This is a genomic window from Streptomyces sp. NPDC006208, from assembly GCF_040613775.1.
Taxonomy (GTDB): Bacteria; Actinomycetota; Actinomycetes; order Streptomycetales; family Streptomycetaceae; genus Streptomyces.
On sequence record NZ_JBEXSW010000018.1, the window covers coordinates 42,528 to 59,806 of the forward strand.

General features: G+C 69.4%; 11 protein-coding genes and 3 pseudogenes. 7 read left to right on the forward strand and 7 right to left on the reverse strand.

Annotated elements, in window-relative coordinates:
• Window positions 1-33: 33 nt before the first annotated feature.
• Window positions 34-1,665, forward strand: coding sequence for a citramalate synthase (gene cimA, locus ABZ208_RS16755; RefSeq protein WP_356910225.1), 1,632 nt, complete (start codon window positions 34-36; stop codon window positions 1,663-1,665).
• A gap of 27 nt (window positions 1,666-1,692) precedes the next feature.
• Here cimA and ABZ208_RS16760 read toward each other — a convergent pair.
• From ABZ208_RS16760 to ABZ208_RS16775, 4 genes and pseudogenes are all read right to left on the reverse strand, one after another.
• Window positions 1,693-2,211 (reverse strand): annotated as a pseudogene (locus tag ABZ208_RS16760) (transposase); the annotation flags it as partial.
• Window positions 2,180-2,324 (reverse strand): annotated as a pseudogene (locus ABZ208_RS16765) (30S ribosomal protein S1); the annotation flags it as partial. The pseudogenes ABZ208_RS16760 and ABZ208_RS16765, both read right to left, overlap by 32 nt.
• Window positions 2,325-2,397: 73 nt before the next feature.
• Entirely contained in the window at window positions 2,398-2,745 is a 348-nt protein-coding gene (locus ABZ208_RS16770; protein WP_356910226.1) for a hypothetical protein, read from the reverse strand.
• Window positions 2,733-3,365, reverse strand: coding sequence for an RNA polymerase sigma factor (locus ABZ208_RS16775; RefSeq protein ID WP_356910227.1), 633 nt, complete (start codon window positions 3,363-3,365; stop codon window positions 2,733-2,735). The genes ABZ208_RS16770 and ABZ208_RS16775 overlap by 13 nt, the downstream gene beginning before the upstream one ends.
• 425 nt (window positions 3,366-3,790) lie before the next feature.
• On the opposite strand from ABZ208_RS16775, the pseudogene ABZ208_RS16780 reads away from it, so the two are divergent.
• Window positions 3,791-3,982 (forward strand): annotated as a pseudogene (locus ABZ208_RS16780) (IS982 family transposase); the annotation flags it as partial.
• An 18-nt stretch (window positions 3,983-4,000) separates the two neighbouring features.
• On the opposite strand, the gene ABZ208_RS16785 reads toward ABZ208_RS16780, so the two are convergent.
• Both ABZ208_RS16785 and ABZ208_RS16790 read right to left on the reverse strand, forming a co-directional pair.
• A complete protein-coding gene (locus ABZ208_RS16785; protein WP_356910228.1) occupies window positions 4,001-4,984 on the reverse strand; it encodes a BtrH N-terminal domain-containing protein in 984 nt (327 codons plus the stop codon).
• A gap of 275 nt (window positions 4,985-5,259) precedes the next feature.
• Window positions 5,260-7,134: a ricin-type beta-trefoil lectin domain protein gene (locus ABZ208_RS16790; RefSeq protein ID WP_356910229.1), complete on the reverse strand. Its 1,875-nt coding sequence runs from the start codon at window positions 7,132-7,134 to the stop codon at window positions 5,260-5,262.
• 244 nt (window positions 7,135-7,378) lie between these two features.
• On the opposite strand from ABZ208_RS16790, the gene ABZ208_RS16795 reads away from it, so the two are divergent.
• The 4 genes from ABZ208_RS16795 (at window position 7,379) to ABZ208_RS16810 (ending at window position 14,274) form a co-directional block, all read left to right on the forward strand.
• Window positions 7,379-8,365 carry a LacI family DNA-binding transcriptional regulator gene (locus ABZ208_RS16795; protein WP_356910230.1) on the forward strand — a complete coding sequence of 329 codons (987 nt, stop codon included), beginning with the start codon at window positions 7,379-7,381 and terminating at the stop codon, window positions 8,363-8,365.
• 91 nt (window positions 8,366-8,456) lie between these two features.
• Window positions 8,457-11,543 carry a glycoside hydrolase family 3 N-terminal domain-containing protein gene (locus ABZ208_RS16800; RefSeq protein WP_356910231.1) on the forward strand — a complete coding sequence of 1,029 codons (3,087 nt, stop codon included), beginning with the start codon at window positions 8,457-8,459 and terminating at the stop codon, window positions 11,541-11,543.
• 55 nt (window positions 11,544-11,598) lie between these two features.
• On the forward strand, window positions 11,599-12,933 hold the full coding sequence (locus ABZ208_RS16805; protein ID WP_356910232.1) for a hypothetical protein: 1,335 nt from the start codon (window positions 11,599-11,601) through the stop codon (window positions 12,931-12,933).
• Between the two features lie 141 nt (window positions 12,934-13,074).
• Window positions 13,075-14,274, forward strand: a complete 1,200-nt coding sequence (locus tag ABZ208_RS16810; protein WP_356910233.1) for a S8 family peptidase — start codon at window positions 13,075-13,077, stop codon at window positions 14,272-14,274.
• Between the two features lie 95 nt (window positions 14,275-14,369).
• On the opposite strand, the gene ABZ208_RS16815 is transcribed toward ABZ208_RS16810, so the two are convergent.
• Window positions 14,370-14,996 (reverse strand): YceI family protein, encoded by a 627-nt coding sequence (locus ABZ208_RS16815; protein ID WP_356910234.1) that lies wholly within the window; start codon window positions 14,994-14,996, stop codon window positions 14,370-14,372.
• A 635-nt stretch (window positions 14,997-15,631) separates the two neighbouring features.
• On the opposite strand from ABZ208_RS16815, the gene ABZ208_RS16820 reads away from it, so the two are divergent.
• Window positions 15,632-17,242 carry an acyl-CoA carboxylase subunit beta gene (locus ABZ208_RS16820; RefSeq protein WP_328396057.1) on the forward strand — a complete coding sequence of 537 codons (1,611 nt, stop codon included), beginning with the start codon at window positions 15,632-15,634 and terminating at the stop codon, window positions 17,240-17,242.
• The last annotated feature ends 37 nt before the right edge of the window (window positions 17,243-17,279 follow it).

Below are 17,279 nucleotides of genomic sequence, written 5' to 3' on the forward strand. Positions count from 1 at the left end.
GGAGCCACTCATCCGACAGGAGTCAAGACAGCCATGACCACCAAGGCCACGGACACGCAGACCGGCGGCGGTTCTCGTGTCGACGACAGCTTCCATGTCTTCGACACGACGCTGCGTGACGGTGCACAGCGCGAGGGCATCAACCTCACGGTCGCGGACAAACTGACGATCGCCCGGCACCTGGACGAGTTCGGCGTGGGCTTCATCGAGGGCGGCTGGCCGGGCGCCAACCCCAGGGACACGGAGTTCTTCGCCCGCGCACAGCAGGAGATCACCTTCCGGAACGCACAGCTCGTCGCGTTCGGTGCCACCCGTCGGCCCGGTGCCAGGGCCGCCGAGGATCCGCAGGTCAAAGCACTCCTCGACGCGGGCGCCCCGGTGATCACGCTGGTTGCCAAGTCGCACGACCGGCATGTCGAGCTCGCCCTGCGCACGACGCTGGAAGAGAACCTGGAGATGGTCCGTGACACCGTCTCCCACCTGCGCGAACAGGGCCGCCGGGTGTTCGTCGACTGCGAGCACTTCTTCGACGGCTACCGCGCCAACCCCGAATACGCCAAGTCCGTCGTCCGCGCCGCGGCCGGGGCCGGCGCCGAGGTCGTCATCCTCTGCGACACCAACGGCGGCATGCTGCCCGCCCAGGTCCAGGCCGTCGTCTCCACGGTCCTGGCCGACACCGGCGCGCGCCTGGGCATCCATGCCCAGGACGACACGGGCTGTGCCGTCGCCAACACGCTCGCGGCCGTCGACGCGGGCGCCACCCACGTCCAGTGCACCGCCAACGGCTACGGCGAGCGGGTCGGCAACGCCAACCTCTTCCCGGTCGTCGCCGCGCTCGAGCTCAAGTACGGCAGAAAGGTCCTGCCGGAGGGCTCCCTGCAGGAGATGACCCGGATCTCGCACGCGATCGCCGAGGTCGTCAACCTCACGCCCTCCACGCATCAGCCGTACGTGGGAGTTTCCGCCTTCGCCCACAAGGCCGGACTGCACGCGTCCGCGATCAAGGTCGACCCCGACCTCTATCAGCACATCGACCCCGAGCAGGTCGGCAACACCATGCGGATGCTCGTCTCCGACATGGCCGGGCGCGCGTCCATCGAGCTCAAGGGCAAGGAGCTCGGCATCGAGCTCGGCGGCGATCGAGAGCTGGTCGGCCGGGTCGTCGAGCGTGTCAAGGAGCGCGAGCTCAGGGGCTACACGTACGAGGCCGCCGACGCGTCGTTCGAGCTGCTGCTGCGTGAGGAGGCCGAGGGACGGCCCCGCCGCTACTTCCGCACCGAGTCCTGGCGCGCGATTGTCGAGGACCGCCCGGACGGCACGCACGCCAACGAGGCCACGGTGAAGCTGTGGGCCAAGGGCGAGCGCATCGTCGCCACCGCCGAGGGCAACGGCCCGGTCAACGCGCTGGACCGCGCGATGCGGGTGGGCCTGGAGAGTTTCTACCCCCAGCTCGCCAAGCTGGAGCTTGTCGACTACAAGGTCCGTATCCTCGAAGGCCGCCACGGCTCCGAGTCCACGACCCGCGTCCTGATCACCACGGGCGACGGCAGTGGCGAATGGTCCACGGTCGGCGTCGCGGAGAACGTGATCGCCGCCTCCTGGCAAGCCCTGGAGGACGCGTACACCTACGGCCTGCTGCGCGCCGGCGTCGAGCCGACGGACTAGGACGTGTCCGGGCGATCGCGTTCGCAGCCAGATAGCGAGGGGCTTCAAGCGGTTGATCGTCCGTTCGACGGTGTTGCGTCTCTTGTGCCGTTCTTCGTCGGAACCGGGTGGCCGTCCGCCGCGAGAGCCTTTGCGTAGGCGGGCGGCCTGGCTGTCGGTCTTCTCCGGGATCGTGTGCCGGATGCTCCGGCGTCGCAGACAGTCGCGGCAGGGCCCGTTGCTGTAGGCCTTGTCGGCTGCGACACCGTCCGGCTTCTTGCGTGGCCTGCCCCGTCCGATCTTCGGGACGCGGATATTCTCCAGCACCGGCCGGAACTGGGTGCAGTCCGCCCGCTGCCCTGGTGTGACAACCAGGTACAGCGGGCGGCAGCGACCATCGGCACTCAGGTGGAGCTTGCTCGTGAACCCGCCGTGCGAGCGGCCCGGGCCTTCACCTCCCGCACCACCACCGCCAGGCGGGCGACGAGGCTCTGCCACAGCGTCTCGCCCTGGTGTTCCCTCCCTTGTGCCCCACACACGAGGCACGCCGGCCGATCTCGACGACATCGGTGGGAGCCTCGATGTGGCGCCAGGACAGTTCGGGGATCACGATGAACCCGACGCCGGGCAATGTCGGATGATCAGGGCCGTCGTCCAGGCGCCACGAAAACCCCGAACCGTGCCGGACAGCTCCTGGACGAGTCATTCCGAATGATCAGTGGTCGTGGTCACCGGGAAGCACCCGGGACGTTGCTATGGGCTGCCCGTGGCCTTCGCCGCCGTGTGCGCCTTGGTGAGGGTGCAAACGCCGTCCACACACTGGCGCTCCAGACGGCCGAGGGAGATGGTCTGTGCCAGGCCGACCATCCAGCAGGTAGGGCAGCCGCGGAAGGCAATCAGGGCCAACGGGGCCGCCAGCAGGGTGGCCGGGCCGGCGACGGGCACCAGGGCGATCGAGCCGATGATCAGCCCGAAGCCGATGGCGCCGCGCGCTAGATGGCGCGGGACGGACTTGCTGGCGAAGTTCATCTCGGGCGCGGCGGCCTGGGCCTTCGCGCCCTGCGCGGGCTTCACTGTGTTCGCGACGTTCACGGTGTCCACGGTCGTGAGACTCCTCCGACTGGTTGGTCGATAGCTTGATCGCGCGCCTGATCGGCGGCTTGACCGAGTGGTTGGTCTGTCACTGCCAGGGAGTGACGCAGTGCTGCGCGTGCTCTGTGCAGCCGCGACTTCATCGCGGCATTGCTCAGACCGAGCGAATGGGCAACGGTCTTGCCGGGCAGGCCCTGTACGTCCCGCATGATCAGAACCTGCCGCTGGTCACGGGGAAGGACGCTGACCGCAGCCGCGATCCGCTCCGCCTCCAGCCTGTGCAGCACCGCGTCCTCGGCGGACGGTTCCGCAGTCGCCTCCGGTTCGGCTGTCGCCTCGTCGCTCCGTGAGACGAGCAGCCGTACCTGCCGGAGGCATTCGTTGCGCACGATCCGGAACATCCATGAGGCAAGCGCGCCAGTGGCCCGCAAAGTGCCGATCTTCCGGTAGAGGATGATCAGCGCCTCCTGCGCCGCGTCCTCCGCGTCCTGCGGTGAGGGGCACAGCGATATGGCGAACCTGCGCACATGAGGCTGCGATTCCATGACGACGGTGGTGAGCGAAGTGACGTCGCCGTCCTGAGCGGCCTTGATCAGCCGCTCGTCCGGCCAAGTGAAGCGTTGGTTCATCTGAGACTCCTACCCGGAAGGCGCCCTACGGGCAGGTGCTGGTCAGCTTCGGCTCTTGTAGCGCCGCATCAGGTGCCGGCTGCACGCACCCACGAGCAGGGCTCCGATCACTACGAGGCTGGTGACCATCATTGGTGGTTCCTCCCAGTTCTGCCGGCCCGTTCGGCCGGTACACAGACAAGAGGCGGGGAGATCCGAAAAGGATTCCCCTCCGGCCGAAGTCCCTTTCGAACCCCGCTCCCGCAGCCACGGCACGCGGGGCGCAGAGGCCGGGAAACGACGGCGCGCGCCGCGCCACGTCGCCGAACCGGCCGCTCAGCGGCACAGCCGGGGGCGACTGGCGGATGCGGACGGGGCCGGCCCCGGTGTCCGCAGACAGGGCGTCCAAGATCGTTCTGTGACGAATGAGCTGGACGCCCTGCTGACTACGGCAGTTGATCGAGTCGGTCAACGACACCCTCAAGGGCCGGCTCGATCTGGAACAGCACGGCGGGCGGACCTTCGAGGGCGTCGCCGTCCGCGTCGCCCAGCGCATCCTCGCGATGGCCGCCGCGATCTGGCACAACCACAAGACCCGCCGGCCGGTCGCACGATCACTGATCGCGTACGACCACTGATCATTCGGAACAACTCGTCTAGAGCATGCTGAGTGCCTGCATCGCATCGCGTTCGATGCGCGAGAGCTCGTGGAGGATGGAGCCGGCCTGCATGAGGTTCTTCGCGTCGCCGGATTCGCCTGCTGTCCCGACGAGTGCGGCCACCTGTGTCCAGAGGGTGGCGGCCTCGGCATACAGGCTGTGGCCAGTGCGCAGGTGGCTGCTGTCGATCAACTGGGCACACTCGGCGAGGAAGTCCCGGTAGAGATTGCGGAACAGAGCGCCGCCGGTGCCGGCCCTCTCCATGAGGACGGCGGCCCGTGGCAGGTCCTCCTGCGGATTGTCGCTGCGCTGCAGCCACTTCGGCACTTGCTTCGCGGTCTTCTCGATGCCCCGGTGGCCCAGGTTCGCGATGGGCGGGTTCAGGAAGGCGTCGGCGCAGGTCTTGATCGCGGGGATGATCCGGTCCTGCGGTGACATCAGGTTGCCGGGCGCTGTGATGGTGAAGGAGCGATGCTTGGCGGTCATGGGGCCGCGCTCGGCTCTGGCCCTGGCCAGGCCGGCGAGGCTGGTCGAGACGGCTCCGCCCTGCGGGTCGGTGTCCACCAGGTAGGCGTCCTGTTCGTCGTAGCCGTACATGGCCACGACGTGCCCGCCGAAGTGCACCTTGGTGCTGAAGTAGTCCAGGTGGTAGCTGTCGAGCTGAAGGCCGACCGGCCGACCGGCGTCGATGGGTGCCGCCACGTTCAGCCATGCCTTGCGCGGGGAGGTGGTCTCCCCGACCAGCAGCTGAAGCCCGAGTACGGCGGCCAGGTTCCTGGTGAGCTCGAACGGCTTGACCCGGCCTCCCAGGAAGGGAAAGCCCATGCTTTTGCTGTCCCAGTAGATGAAGGACAGCCCGGAGCCAAGCCCGAACAGCATGGGCTCGGACAAGTCGAGTCCCTCATGGCGCAGCAGCACGCCCAGCGCCGTCGTCTCGCAGTGCTGCATACCGCGGACATCGATGTCCTTCACCATGGTCATGCCGCTGATTCTCCTCCCTCACCAGACGACGACGCAGGAGATGGGCATACCAGACCATCACGTCCCAGGCATGATCCGCCGGACAAGGCCTGGTCGAGCCGACGGACGAGGCGCATGGGTCCGCGGCTCGTTCACACGGCTGATCGGTAGGTCGGCCGGCACGGTCGCGCAGGCCCGCCGGGCCGATACCCCGGTCCGGAATCGACAGGTGCATGAACATGTACTCCACCTCTTCTCGAGGTGGAGTACACAAGGCGGACCAGGAGGCCGTCCGGCTACTGCAGGCGCCATTTCTGGTTGGCCGCCCCCGTGCAGGACCAGATCTGCGCACGCGCCCCGTTCGCCGACGAGTTGTCCGTGACGTCCAGGCACTTGTCCGCCGAGACGTTCACCAGGTCGCCGCTGCCCGACTCGTGGCGCCATTGCTGGGCGCCGGAGCCGTTGCAGCCGTACAGCTGCACCTTGGCGCCGTTCGTGGTCGATCCCGAGGTCACGTCCAGGCACTTGCCGAGCGCCCGGACCGAGCCGTCGGAGCGGATCGTCCAGCGCTGGGCCGCGGAGCCGTTGCAGTCCCAGAGCTGGACCGCGGTGCCGTCCGCGTCGGCGCCGCCCGCGACGTCCAGGCACTTGCCTGCCAGACCCGCCAGGGCGCCGGACGGCTCCGAACCGCCGCCGGACTGGGCACCGGACCAGGTGAAGGTCGCGGACGTCCTGCCGGGCAGTGCATACGTGTACCGCCGGCCGCCCCAGTTGACCGTCATCGTCTGCGCGTCGGACGAGTCGTTGTAGGCGATCAGCGCCTTGGAGCCGTCCGGGTTGCGCCACGCCACGTTCGGGACGGCCGAGCTGCCCGTGGAGGCGATCCGGTGGGCTCCGGGCTTCACGAACTTCGTGAGGTGGCCCATCGTGTAGTACTCGATCGTGTAGTCGACCTGGCCGTGCCGTGCGTCACCGTTGTGCACGGTGACCAGGCCGTCGCAGACCCCGCAGCCGCCGTTGTGCGGGCCGCGGTTCTGGTCGACCGCGAGGGACCACTTCGTCACCGACTTCGCCCAGTTACGGGTGTAGTCGATGATGTTCGTCATGTCCTCGCGCTGCTGGTTCGCGATCCAGGTGCCGCCCGAGTGCTCGGTCTGGAAGGCGTCCAGCTGCGGGTACTGGTTGTGGACGTCGGTCTGCTTGGAGACGTTCCCGCCGTAGCCGTGCCAGGCGATGCCGCCGAAGTTCGGATGGCTGCGCACCGCCGCGTCGTTCACCGTCTCGGCTGCGTACGCGTCGTACGTGTCCCAGTTCCAGTCGTGCGCCAGCACCTTGGTGGGCAGGCCGGCGGACTGGAGCTTCGGCAGCAGCTCGCTTCTGGTGAAGTAGGCGAGTCCCGAGGCGTTCCAGCTCATGGAGGGATAACCGCCGCAGCAGGTCGGCTCGTTCTGTGCCGTGACGTAGTCGACCGGAACACCTTGGTCGCGCCACGCCTGGAGGTACTTCACGAAGTAGGAGGCGTATACGCCGTAGTTCTCGGCCTTCAGCCAGCCGCCGTTGAGCTGCCCGCTGTCCTTCATCCAGGCGGGCGCCGTCCACGGCGACGCCACGACGGTGAGCGCGGGGTTGAGCTGCTCGGCCTGCTTGGTCAGCGGCAGGACGTCCTGAAGATCGTGGGCGATCGAGAATCGTGACAGCGTCGGGTCGGTCTGGCCGGCCGGCATGTCGTCGTACGTGTAGCCGAAGCGGGCCAGGTCCGAGCCGCCCATCGGATTGCGGACGAAGGAGAGACCGATGCCGTCGGTGGGCGAGAACAGCTTCTGCATCGTCGCGTCACGGGTCGCCTGGGACAGTGCGCCGCTGCCCTTCATCAGCCAGGCGGCAGTGTCCGTGAAGGATGCGCCGCCGCCGGTGAAGGTCTGGTAGCGGGTGTTCTCGTCGACGGTGATGTTCGTGCCGCCACCTCCGTTGCCGGACTCGAAGGTGACGGGTGTCTGCTGCTGCAGGCCGCGGGTGACATGGCGGCCGCCGCTGTCATCGGTCGTGGTCAGCCAGATGTTCACCTGTTCGCCCGCGGCCTGCGCGGTGCCGGCCGACAGGCCGGTCAGTCCGGCCGCGGCCAGCGCTCCCGCGAGCAGGATGCGGAGCGTTCTCATCGGTCGTCGTGCCATGGGCTGAAGCCCTTCTCGGCAGAGGTGTGGGGGACGAGGCGTGAGTGAACTGCCGATCTGAACGTCCGTCAAGGGTTTGAGCATTCAGGATCTGAACGAACAACGCCCTTCAGTGGCATGGAAATTGAGATTCGGCCGATCTCGGTGTGAAGTCTTGACGACAGGACTCGCTGCCGATTGACTCGCCGCGCACCACCGGTACCGGTTCCGGTACCGGTTCCACCTCGAGGCGGAGGCCCCTTCGATGCGTGTCACGATCGCCGACGTCGCACGTGAGGCGGGGGTCAGCAAGACCACGGTCTCCCGGGTCCTCAACACCAGGGCGGATGTGGACTCCCACACCGCGGCCCGTGTTCGTGAAGTGATCGCTTCCCTCGGCTATGTGCCCAGCTCCGGCGCCGTCGGCCTGGCCCGCGGCAGCAGCCGTACGATCGGCATGCTGACGCCTCCGCTCACCTGGCCGTGGATGGGCGAGGTCCTCCAGGGAGTCGTCGACACGGTCGAGGCGGCCGGCTACGGACTGCTGCTGTTCACCTGCAACCGCGGCGTCGAGTCCGTGGACCACTTCACCAGCCAGGTCTCCGCCCGCGCCTTCGACGGACTGCTCGTCGTCGAACCGGAGAACACCCTTGACACCATCACCGCCATGCACCGCCGCGGGCTGCCCGTCGTCCTGATCGACGACCGCGGCCACCACCCCGAATTCCCGTCCGTGGCCACCACCAACCGCGAGGGCGGCGCGGCCGCCGCCCGGCACCTCCGGACGGCCGGCCGCACCCGGCCCCTCGTCATCACCGGCCGCCGCCACTTCGGCTGCGTACGCGACCGGCTGGAGGGCTTCGTCGACGTCATGCCGACGCCCGTCGGCCGGATCGCCGAAGGCGACTTCACCGAGATCTCCGGTCGCCTCGCGATCGAACGCCATCTCGCCCAAGGCACGGTCTTCGACTCGGTGTTCGCGCACAACGACCTCAGCGCCGCAGGTGCCCTGCGGGCCCTTCGCGACGCCGGCCGCACCGTCCCGGACGACATCGCCGTCGTCGGCTTCGACGACATCCCCATGGCCCGGCACACCGAGCCCCCGCTGACCACCGTCCGCCAGCCCATGCGCCGGATGGGGGAGACGGCGGCAGATCTGCTGCTCTCCCGGCTCTCCGGCGGGGCGGTCCCGGCCGAGCCGGTCGTGCTGCCGACCGAGCTCGTCGTCCGGGGCTCCGCGCCCACCCGCTGACCACGACCCGGCACTGCTCATAGGGCCAGGCGTCTCGCCGCCCCGGCACACCGCCCGCTCCCGCACGCCGTCGACCACCGAAGGAGCCGTCATGCCACGAACACGACCACGATTCAGAGCCCGGACGAGGACGGGAACGGCGGTGATGGCGGCGACGGCCGTACTCGGCAGCCTCCTGGTCGCCGCCCTCCCGAGCGCCGCCGCGGCCGACGACCCGGCGCCCGTGCCCGTCGACCGGTTCGAGGGCGAGATCCCCTTCGCGAACCCGCCCGCCGAAGGCATCTTCACCTGGGGCAGCGACGCCGACGACCAGCCGAAGCTCGAGCTCAAGGAGCGCGCCGACGCCCCCGAGGGCAGCAAGGTCCTCCAGGGCAGCTACGACATCAGCGGCTGGGGCGGACTCACCCACGACTTCGCCTTCGACAAGCCGGCCCACGACTGGACCGGCCGCAAGGGCATCCGCTTCTGGTGGTACGGCCAGAACACCGCGCCCCTGCCGCCGGGTTCGGGCAAACGCATCCACTTCGAGATCAAGGACGGCGGCGCCAACGGCGAGGCGTCCGAGCTGTGGACGACGTCCTTCACCGACGACTGGGAGGGCTGGCACCTTGTCGAGCTCCCCTTCACGGACTTCGTCTACCGCGCCGACTACCAGCCCGTCGGCGGCATCGACCAGGTCCTCGGCCTGAACGAGACGTGGGGGTACGCCCTCACCCTGCCGACGGGCGCCCCCGGCTCGTTCGCCCTCGACGGCGTCGAGCTGTACGGCAAGGCCGACCCGGTCCTCAGCGCCAAAGTGGTCACCGACGCGGCCGTCCACCCGGTCGCCGAGGGCGGCACCGCCCAGGTGAAGATCTCCGTGGCCACCACCGGTTCCGGACCGATCGACGAGCCCGTCACCGTCGCGTACACCACCGCGGGCGGCAGCGCCGAGGCCGGTACGGACTACACGCCCGTCTCCGGCACGCTCACCTTCCCGGCCGGCACGGCCTCGGGCGAGACCCGTACGGTCGCCGTCCCCACCAGGAAGGACGGCGCGGCCGAGTCCGCCGAGACGATCCCGCTCGAGCTCACCGTCACCGGCGCCACGTCCCCTGCCGAGTCCCCGCAGGTCGTCGTGAACGCGCATGGGCTGCCGTACCTCGACGCGAAGCTCCCGGTGAAGAAGCGCGTCGCCGACCTGCTCGCGCGGATGTCCCTCGCCGAGAAGGCGGGCCAGATGACCCAGGCCGAGCGCAACGCGCTCAAATCCCAGGGGGACATCGCATCCTACGATCTCGGCTCGCTGCTCTCCGGCGGCGGTTCGGTGCCGACGCCCAACGCGCCCGAGGCCTGGGCCAGGATGGTCGATGCGTACCAACTGCGCGCCCAGGCCACCCGGTTCCAGATCCCGCTGATCTACGGCGTGGACGCGGTGCACGGGCACAACAACGTCGTCGGGTCGACGATCATGCCGCACAACATCGGCATCGGCGCCTCCCGCGATCCGGCGGTCGCGGAGAGGGCCGGAGCGGTCACCGCCAAGGAAGTCCGGGCCACCGGCATCCCGTGGGACTTCGCGCCCTGCCTGTGTGTGACACGCGACGAGCGCTGGGGCCGCTCGTACGAGGCCTTCGGCGAGGACCCGGCGCTGGTCACCGCCATGGAGACCGTGATCAAGGGGATGCAGGGCCCGGCGTCCGGCAAGGACCTGGACCGCAACGACAAGGTGCTGACCAGCGCCAAGCACTTCGCCGGCGACGGCGGCACGGAGTTCGGCTCGTCGGCCACCGGCTCGTACACGATCGACCAGGGCGTCACCAAGGTCACGCGGGAGGAGCTGGAGGCGGTCCACCTCGCGCCGTTCGCCGAAGCGGTCGAGCGCGGCGCCGGCACCGTCATGCCCTCCTACTCCTCGCTCGACATCCTCGGCGACGACCGGGGCCCGGTGAAGATGCACGCCAACGCCGAGATGATCAACGGGGTCCTGAAGGACCGCATGGGCTTCAAGGGCTTTGTCATCAGTGACTGGCAGGCCATCGACCAGATCCCCGGCGACTACCCCAGCGATGTGCGCACCTCGGTCAACGCCGGACTCGACATGATCATGGTGCCGACCAACTACCAGGACTTCACGAGGACCCTCAAGGACGAGGTGGCCGCCGGGCGCATCAGCCAGGCCCGTGTCGACGACGCCGTGTCCCGCATCCTGACCCAGAAGTTCACGCTGGGCCTGTTCGAGAAGCCGTACGCCGACACCACCCACCTCGCGAAGATCGGCTCGGCCGAACACCGGACGGTGGCCCGTGAGGCCGCGGCCAAGTCCCAGGTGCTGCTGAAGAACGACGGCGGTGTGCTGCCGCTGAAGCCGTCGCAGAAGGTGTACGTCGCGGGATCCAACGCCGACGACCTCGGCAATCAGGCCGGCGGCTGGACCATCAGCTGGCAGGGCTCCTCCGGGAGGATCACCACCGGGACCACCATCCTCGAGGGCATGAAGAAGGCCGCCCCCGGCACGGAGATCACCTACTCCAAGGACGCATCCGCGTCGACCGGCGGCCATGACGTGGGGGTGGTCGTCGTCGGCGAGACACCGTACGCCGAGGGCATCGGCGATGTGGGCAACGGTCACGACCTGGAGCTCGGTGCCGCGGACAAGGCCGCCGTCGACAAGGTGTGCGCCGCGATGAAGTGCGCGGTGCTCATCGTGTCCGGCCGCCCTCAGCTCATCGGCGACCGGCTCGGCGACATCGACGCGCTCGTCGCCTCCTGGCTGCCGGGCACCGAGGGCGACGGGGTCGCCGACGTCCTGTACGGCAGGCGCCCCTTCACCGGACAGCTTCCGGTCACCTGGCCGAAGTCCGAGGCCCAGCTGCCGATCAACGTCGGTGACGCGTCGTACGACCCGCAGTTCCCCTACGGCTGGGGCCTGACCACGCTGCGGAAGACACCCGCCGGCGGCGAGCTCACCCTCAAGGCGATGGGCATCGCGGCGAAGGTCCTTGAGGCGACCGGCCGGGCGAGGTCCCCCGAGGCGAGGGAGCTGGTCACCCTGGCCAGGCTGATCACCCAGCAGAGGGTGGGCGGTCATCTCACCGAGGCGTCGGCGAAGCCCTTCGCCGACGCGGACCATCTGCTGCTCGCGGGCCGTCCGGCCGGTGCGGTCGCCAAGCTGACCCAGGCCTACCGGGCGGCCTGAAACCTATACCTCGGCAGATGCCCGAAAACAACCCCTCTCGGGTAGTTTCGATGATATGAAGACCAGGCTGTTCACTGCACTGTCCGGTCTGCTGCTCGCGCTCTCGGCAGCCGCCCTCGGGGCGGCGCCGGGGGCGCACGCGGCCACCGGTCCCGAGACCGTGGCCGAGGCGCTCAAGGAGGGCCCCGTCTACGTGGACCCCGGCGCCGCGGGCCAGCTGTCCCCTGCCCAGGCCGACGCCCTGGCCCAGAAGATCAAGGACGCGGACAAGCCGGTCTTCGTCGCCGTGCTGCCCGAGACCTCCGCCTTCCCGGCGGACAGCATTCTGCGAACCGTACGCACCGAGACCGGGATCACCGGCCTGTACGCCATCCGGCTCGGCGACGGCTTCGACGCGGGAGCGGACCGCAGCGTCATGTCCCGCCAGGCCGTCGACAACCTCACCGACGCGGTGAAGGCGACCGGCCCAGTGGACGCGGCCACCCAGCTCGACAACTTCGTCGACCAGGCGCTCCCGCAGACCCGCGGCAGCGCCCCCGCCTCCTGGAACACCGGCCCGGGCGTCGACGGCGGAGTGAGCGCCGCCGGCCTGATCACCCTCGGAGCGGTCCTCGCCGCCGGCGGCACCACCGCATTCGTGGTCGTCCGCGGCAAGCGGCGCCGCAAGGCCGAGGAGGAGCGGGCCGCACTCGAGAAGCTCCGCGTGGTGGTCGACGAGGACATCACCGCCTTCGGCGAGGAACTCGACCGCCTCGACTTCCATCCCTCGGAGAAGGGCGCCGACGACACGATGCGCGCCGACTACGAGCGGGCGCTGGATTCCTACGACACGGCCAAATCGCGCATGGGCGCGGCAAAGCACCCCTCCGACGTGCGCGCAGTCACCGAGGCACTGGAGGACGGCCGCCACTCGCTGGTGGTGCTGGCCGCACGCCGCGAGGGCCGGCCGGTGCCCGAGCGCCGCGCGCCCTGCTTCTTCGACCCCCGCCACGGCCCCTCGGTCGCCGACGTCTCCTGGTCCCCGGCTGCCGGCACCGCCCGCGACGTCCCCGTCTGCGCGGCGGACGCGGCGCGTCTCGAGTCCGGCCAGGACCCGCTGGCCCGTACCGTCGAAACGGACTACGGCCGCAGGCCCTACTGGGAGGCAGGCCCGGCGTACGGCCCGTGGGCGGGCGGCTACTTCGGCGGCGGCCTCCTGCCCGGCCTGCTGGTGGGCACGGTGCTCGGCAGCATGCTCTCGACCCCGGCGTACGCCGCCGAGTACGGCGGCGGCGACTTCGGTGACTCCTCGGGCGGTGACTACTCCGGCGGCGACTTCAACTCCTCCGACTTCGGCGGCGGTGGCGACTGGGGCGGCGGCGGTGGCTTCGACGGGGGCGGCGGGTTCTAGCCGGACCAGGGTGCACCGGCCCCTGTGCCCGTCATGGCTGTACGGCAATCGGCGGGGCGGGGAACGACTTCACTACCGAAAGTAGTTAATAGCCACGGTCGGTGATTGATCGCGATCGGCCGCGGTGCTTGCCTCGTCCCCATGCGAAAGAGAACGAGGTTCTGCGCCCTCGTGGCGGCAGCGGTCACCACCGCGGTGATGACCGCTGCCGCCACCCTCCCGGCCGCCGCCCAGTCCGACCCCACCCCCGTCCCCAGGCTCGCCCCGCTGTACCGCTCGGCCAACGCCGTGCCCGGCCACTACATCGTGCGCCTCAGCAAGACCGTTGCCGCGGCCGAGGTGCCCGGCCGCTTCGGCGTCAAGCCCCTCTTCACCTACACGTCGGCCATGCGAGGTTTCGCGGCCGCACTCAACCCGGCCCAGCTGAAGACCCTGCGCCGGACGCCGGGCGTCATGTCCGTCGAGGAGGACGCCAAGGTGACGGCCTTCGACACGGGCGGCAGCGTCCCCCGGGCGCGGGCCGCCTCCTGGGGCCTGGACCGCATCGACCAGCGGAGTCTGCCGCTCAGTGGCTCGTTCACCGCGAGCGGCGACGGGCAGGGCACCCTCGTGTACATCCTCGACACCGGTATCGACTACACCCACGCCGAGTTCGGCGGGCGCGCAGTGTTCGGCTACGACTCCGTCGGTGACGGGCGGCGAGGCGCGGACTGCAACGGTCACGGCACCCATGTCGCCGGCACCGTCGGCGGCAGTACGTACGGTGTGGCCCGCAAGGCGACCCTGGTCAGCGTCCGCGTCCTCAGCTGCGAGGGCTCGGGCAGCTGGTCGGGGGTGATCGCCGGGTTCGACTGGGTGGCCGCCAACGCCCGGCAGCCGGCCGTGCTCAATGCCTCTCTCGGCGGCGGCAGGTCCTTCGCGGTGAACAGCGCGGCCACCGCCGTCGCGGACAGCGGTGTCCTGCCGGTGGTCGCCGCGGGCAACTCCTCGCAGGACGCCTGCCAGATCTCCCCGGCGTCCGCGGAGCGCGCGGTGACCGTCGGCGCGACCAATCGCTCCGACAAGGAGACGGATTTCTCCAACTACGGCGCATGCCTGTGGCTGTACGCCCCCGGTGCTTCCATCGTCTCGGCCAGGCTGGGCGGCGGTGCCCGGACTCTGAGCGGCACGTCCATGGCCTCGCCGCACGTCGCCGGTGTCGCCGCCCTCTACAAGTCGGCGCACCCGGCCGCTGCCGTGGCGGAGGTCGCCGACTGGCTGGCCGACCAGTCCACCAAGGACGTGGTCGTCGGCACCGGCGACAACTCGCCCAACCGTCTGCTGTTCACCGCCGGACTCTGAGAGGCGACGCAGACCCCGTGACGCAGGCCGGCGGGGCCGGGTGGCTCCCGGCCCCGCCGTGGCGGTGCACACGTCAGGTGGTGCGTGCGGTCGGATCAGGCGGCCTGCGGCGCGGCCTTGATCGCGGAGATGTCGAAGGTGAGCTTCACCTTGTCGCTGACCATCACGCCGCCGGCCTCCAGCGCCGCGTTCCAGGTCAGGCCCCAGTCGGAGCGCAGGATCTCGGTACCGCCCTCGAAGCCCACGCGCTCGTTGCCGTACGCGTCGGTGGCGGAGCCGTTGAAGTCCAGGTCGATGGTGAGCGGACGGGTCACGTCCTTGATCGTGAGATCGCCTGTGATCCGGTACTTGTCGCCGCCCAGCTGCTCGGCGCCGGTGGAGCGGAAGCTCATCTTCGGGAACTTCTCGGCGTCGAAGAAGTCACCGCTGCGCAGGTGGCCGTCGCGGTCGGCGATGCCGGTGTCGATGCTGGCGATGTCGACGTCGATCGCGGCGGTGGAGCGGGAGGGGTCCGCGCCGTCCAGCGACAGGGTGCCCTCGTGGGAGCCGAAGCTGCCCCGGACGTTGGTGACCATGGCATGACGGACGGTGAAGCCGATGCTGCTGTGCGCGGGGTCGATGGTGTAGTCGCCGCTCAGTGCCGCCAGTGCCGGGTCCACCTCCAGGGTGGAGACGGCCTGCGAGACGGTGACGTCGGTGTTCTTGCGGTTGAAAAGACCCATGACTGCTCCCTGGGGACGGGCGCCGGAGCGCTGTTGTTTAAGCTTCAACGAAATTGACTGTAGACGCATTCCGTTCAAAGTTCAACATCTTCGGGGAAGGTTCACTCCAGGAGTCGTCGAGGCCCGTGGTCACCGGCAGGGGGATCCCCCGCCATGAAATGCCGCTCCGCTCTCAGCGCGCTCGCGCTCGTCTCGGGCGCCTGATCGTCCCCGGTCCCGGTGCCTCGCGAGCCGCCTGCCGGGCGCTGGTCGATCACCTGCTTGGGTCAACGGCCGTGAACTTCTGGCGGCTCGGTAAGGTGGGCCGCCCGCCGCGGCGTGCCCGCACACCCCCTGTGAGGGTCCCTGGCTGTCGCGCAGGGCCGGTGATCAGCAAGGATGCGTCCGCCGAAGCGCTGGCCGCAGGGGCGGGGTGCCTCGGCTGCACCTCCCCCGGGAAACGCCCGGACGGGGAAGGCGTATGAGGTGACGCTCGGCTGAACAGTGTTGTAAGACCTCCACAACGGCAGACCATCCCCGGCTGGTGAATGACGCTCCGTGCGAAACGGTTCTGTGGGACACCGACAGCAGATCGGGCGCGAGACTGTACGGAGTGGACGGCAGGGTTTTCTTGGTCTGATCCGTAGGGTCGATGCATGACCGTTTTGGACGAGACCACCAGCGACGCAGCCGAGGTCGTCGACGCCGTCGAGGCCGTCGACGCGCGCGGCCGCGTGGCCGAGCTGCACGCCCGCCGCGAGGAGGCCCGGCGCGGACCCAGCGACCGTGCCACCGAGGCCCAGCACGCCAAGGGCAAGCTGACCGCCCGCGAGCGTATCGAGCTGCTGCTGGACGAGGGCTCGTTCCGCGAGGTCGAGCAACTGCGCAGGCACCGGGCCACCGGGTTCGGTCTCGAGGCCAAGAAGCCGTACACCGACGGTGTCATCACCGGCTGGGGCACGGTCGAGGGCCGTACGGTCTTCGTCTACGCGCACGACTTCCGGATCTTCGGCGGCGCGCTCGGCGAGGCCCACGCCACCAAGATCCACAAGATCATGGACATGGCCATCTCGGCCGGGGCGCCGCTCGTCTCCCTGAACGACGGAGCCGGCGCCCGTATCCAGGAGGGCGTCTCCGCGCTCGCCGGATACGGCGGCATCTTCCAGCGCAACACCCGGGCGTCCGGCGTCATCCCGCAGATCAGCGTGATGCTCGGCCCGTGCGCGGGCGGCGCGGCGTACTCGCCGGCGCTCACCGACTTCGTGTTCATGGTCCGCGAGACCTCGCAGATGTTCATCACCGGCCCGGACGTCGTCAAGGCGGTCACCGGTGAGGAGATCACCCAGAACGGGCTGGGCGGCGCGGATGTGCACGCCGAGACCTCGGGCGTCGCGCACTTCGCGTACGACGACGAGGAGACCTGCATCGCCGAGGTGCGCTACCTGCTCTCGATGCTGCCCTCCAACAACCGGGAGAACCCGCCGTCCGTCCAGGCCGACGACCCGTCCGAGCGTCGCTCGGACGTGCTGCTCGACCTGGTCCCGGCGGACGGCAACCGCCCGTACGACATGCACAAGGTCATCGAGGAGCTCGTCGACGACGGCGACTACCTCGAGATTCACGAGCGGTGGGCCCGCAACATCATCTGCGCGCTCGCCCGGCTCAACGGTCAGGTGGTCGGCATCGTCGCCAACCAGCCGCAGTCCCTGGCCGGTGTCCTGGACATCGAAGCCTCCGAGAAGGCAGCGCGCTTCGTGCAGATGTGCGACGCCTTCAACATCCCGATCATCACCCTGCTGGACGTGCCCGGCTTCCTGCCGGGCGTCGACCAGGAGCACGGTGGAATCATCCGGCACGGGGCGAAGCTGCTGTACGCGTACTGCAATGCCACGGTGCCGAGGATCTCGCTGATCCTGCGCAAGGCGTACGGCGGTGCGTACATCGTCATGGACTCCCAGTCCATCGGTGCGGACCTCACCTACGCCTGGCCGACCAACGAGATCGCGGTGATGGGCGCCGAGGGTGCCGCCAACGTCATCTTCCGCCGGCAGATCGCCGACGCCGACGACCCCGAGGCCATGCGCAAGCGGATGGTCAAGGAGTACAAGGCCGAGCTGATGCACCCCTACTACGCAGCGGAGCGCGGACTGGTCGACGACGTCATCGACCCGGCCGAGACCCGCGAGGTGCTCATCCGCTCGCTCGCGATGCTCCGCACCAAGCACGCAGATCTGCCGTCGCGCAAGCACGGCAACCCCCCGCAGTGACCCTGCGACGAGACTGACGAGACTGGAGCCACGAAGC

What these genes read in the sequence shown, in the direction of transcription:
- ABZ208_RS16810 (WP_356910233.1), top strand. Translation starts at nt 13,075, where the DNA reads ATGCGAAAGAGAACGAGGTTCTGCGCCCTCGTGGCGGCAGCGGTCACC.
- ABZ208_RS16815 (WP_356910234.1), bottom strand. Translation starts at nt 14,996, where the DNA reads ATGGGTCTTTTCAACCGCAAGAACACCGACGTCACCGTCTCGCAGGCC.
- ABZ208_RS16805 (WP_356910232.1), top strand. Translation starts at nt 11,599, where the DNA reads ATGAAGACCAGGCTGTTCACTGCACTGTCCGGTCTGCTGCTCGCGCTC.
- ABZ208_RS16775 (WP_356910227.1), bottom strand. Translation starts at nt 3,365, where the DNA reads ATGAACCAACGCTTCACTTGGCCGGACGAGCGGCTGATCAAGGCCGCT.
- cimA (WP_356910225.1), top strand. Translation starts at nt 34, where the DNA reads ATGACCACCAAGGCCACGGACACGCAGACCGGCGGCGGTTCTCGTGTC.
- ABZ208_RS16785 (WP_356910228.1), bottom strand. Translation starts at nt 4,984, where the DNA reads ATGACCATGGTGAAGGACATCGATGTCCGCGGTATGCAGCACTGCGAG.
- ABZ208_RS16800 (WP_356910231.1), top strand. Translation starts at nt 8,457, where the DNA reads ATGCCACGAACACGACCACGATTCAGAGCCCGGACGAGGACGGGAACG.
- ABZ208_RS16790 (WP_356910229.1), bottom strand. Translation starts at nt 7,134, where the DNA reads ATGGCACGACGACCGATGAGAACGCTCCGCATCCTGCTCGCGGGAGCG.
- ABZ208_RS16820 (WP_328396057.1), top strand. Translation starts at nt 15,632, where the DNA reads ATGACCGTTTTGGACGAGACCACCAGCGACGCAGCCGAGGTCGTCGAC.
- ABZ208_RS16795 (WP_356910230.1), top strand. Translation starts at nt 7,379, where the DNA reads ATGCGTGTCACGATCGCCGACGTCGCACGTGAGGCGGGGGTCAGCAAG.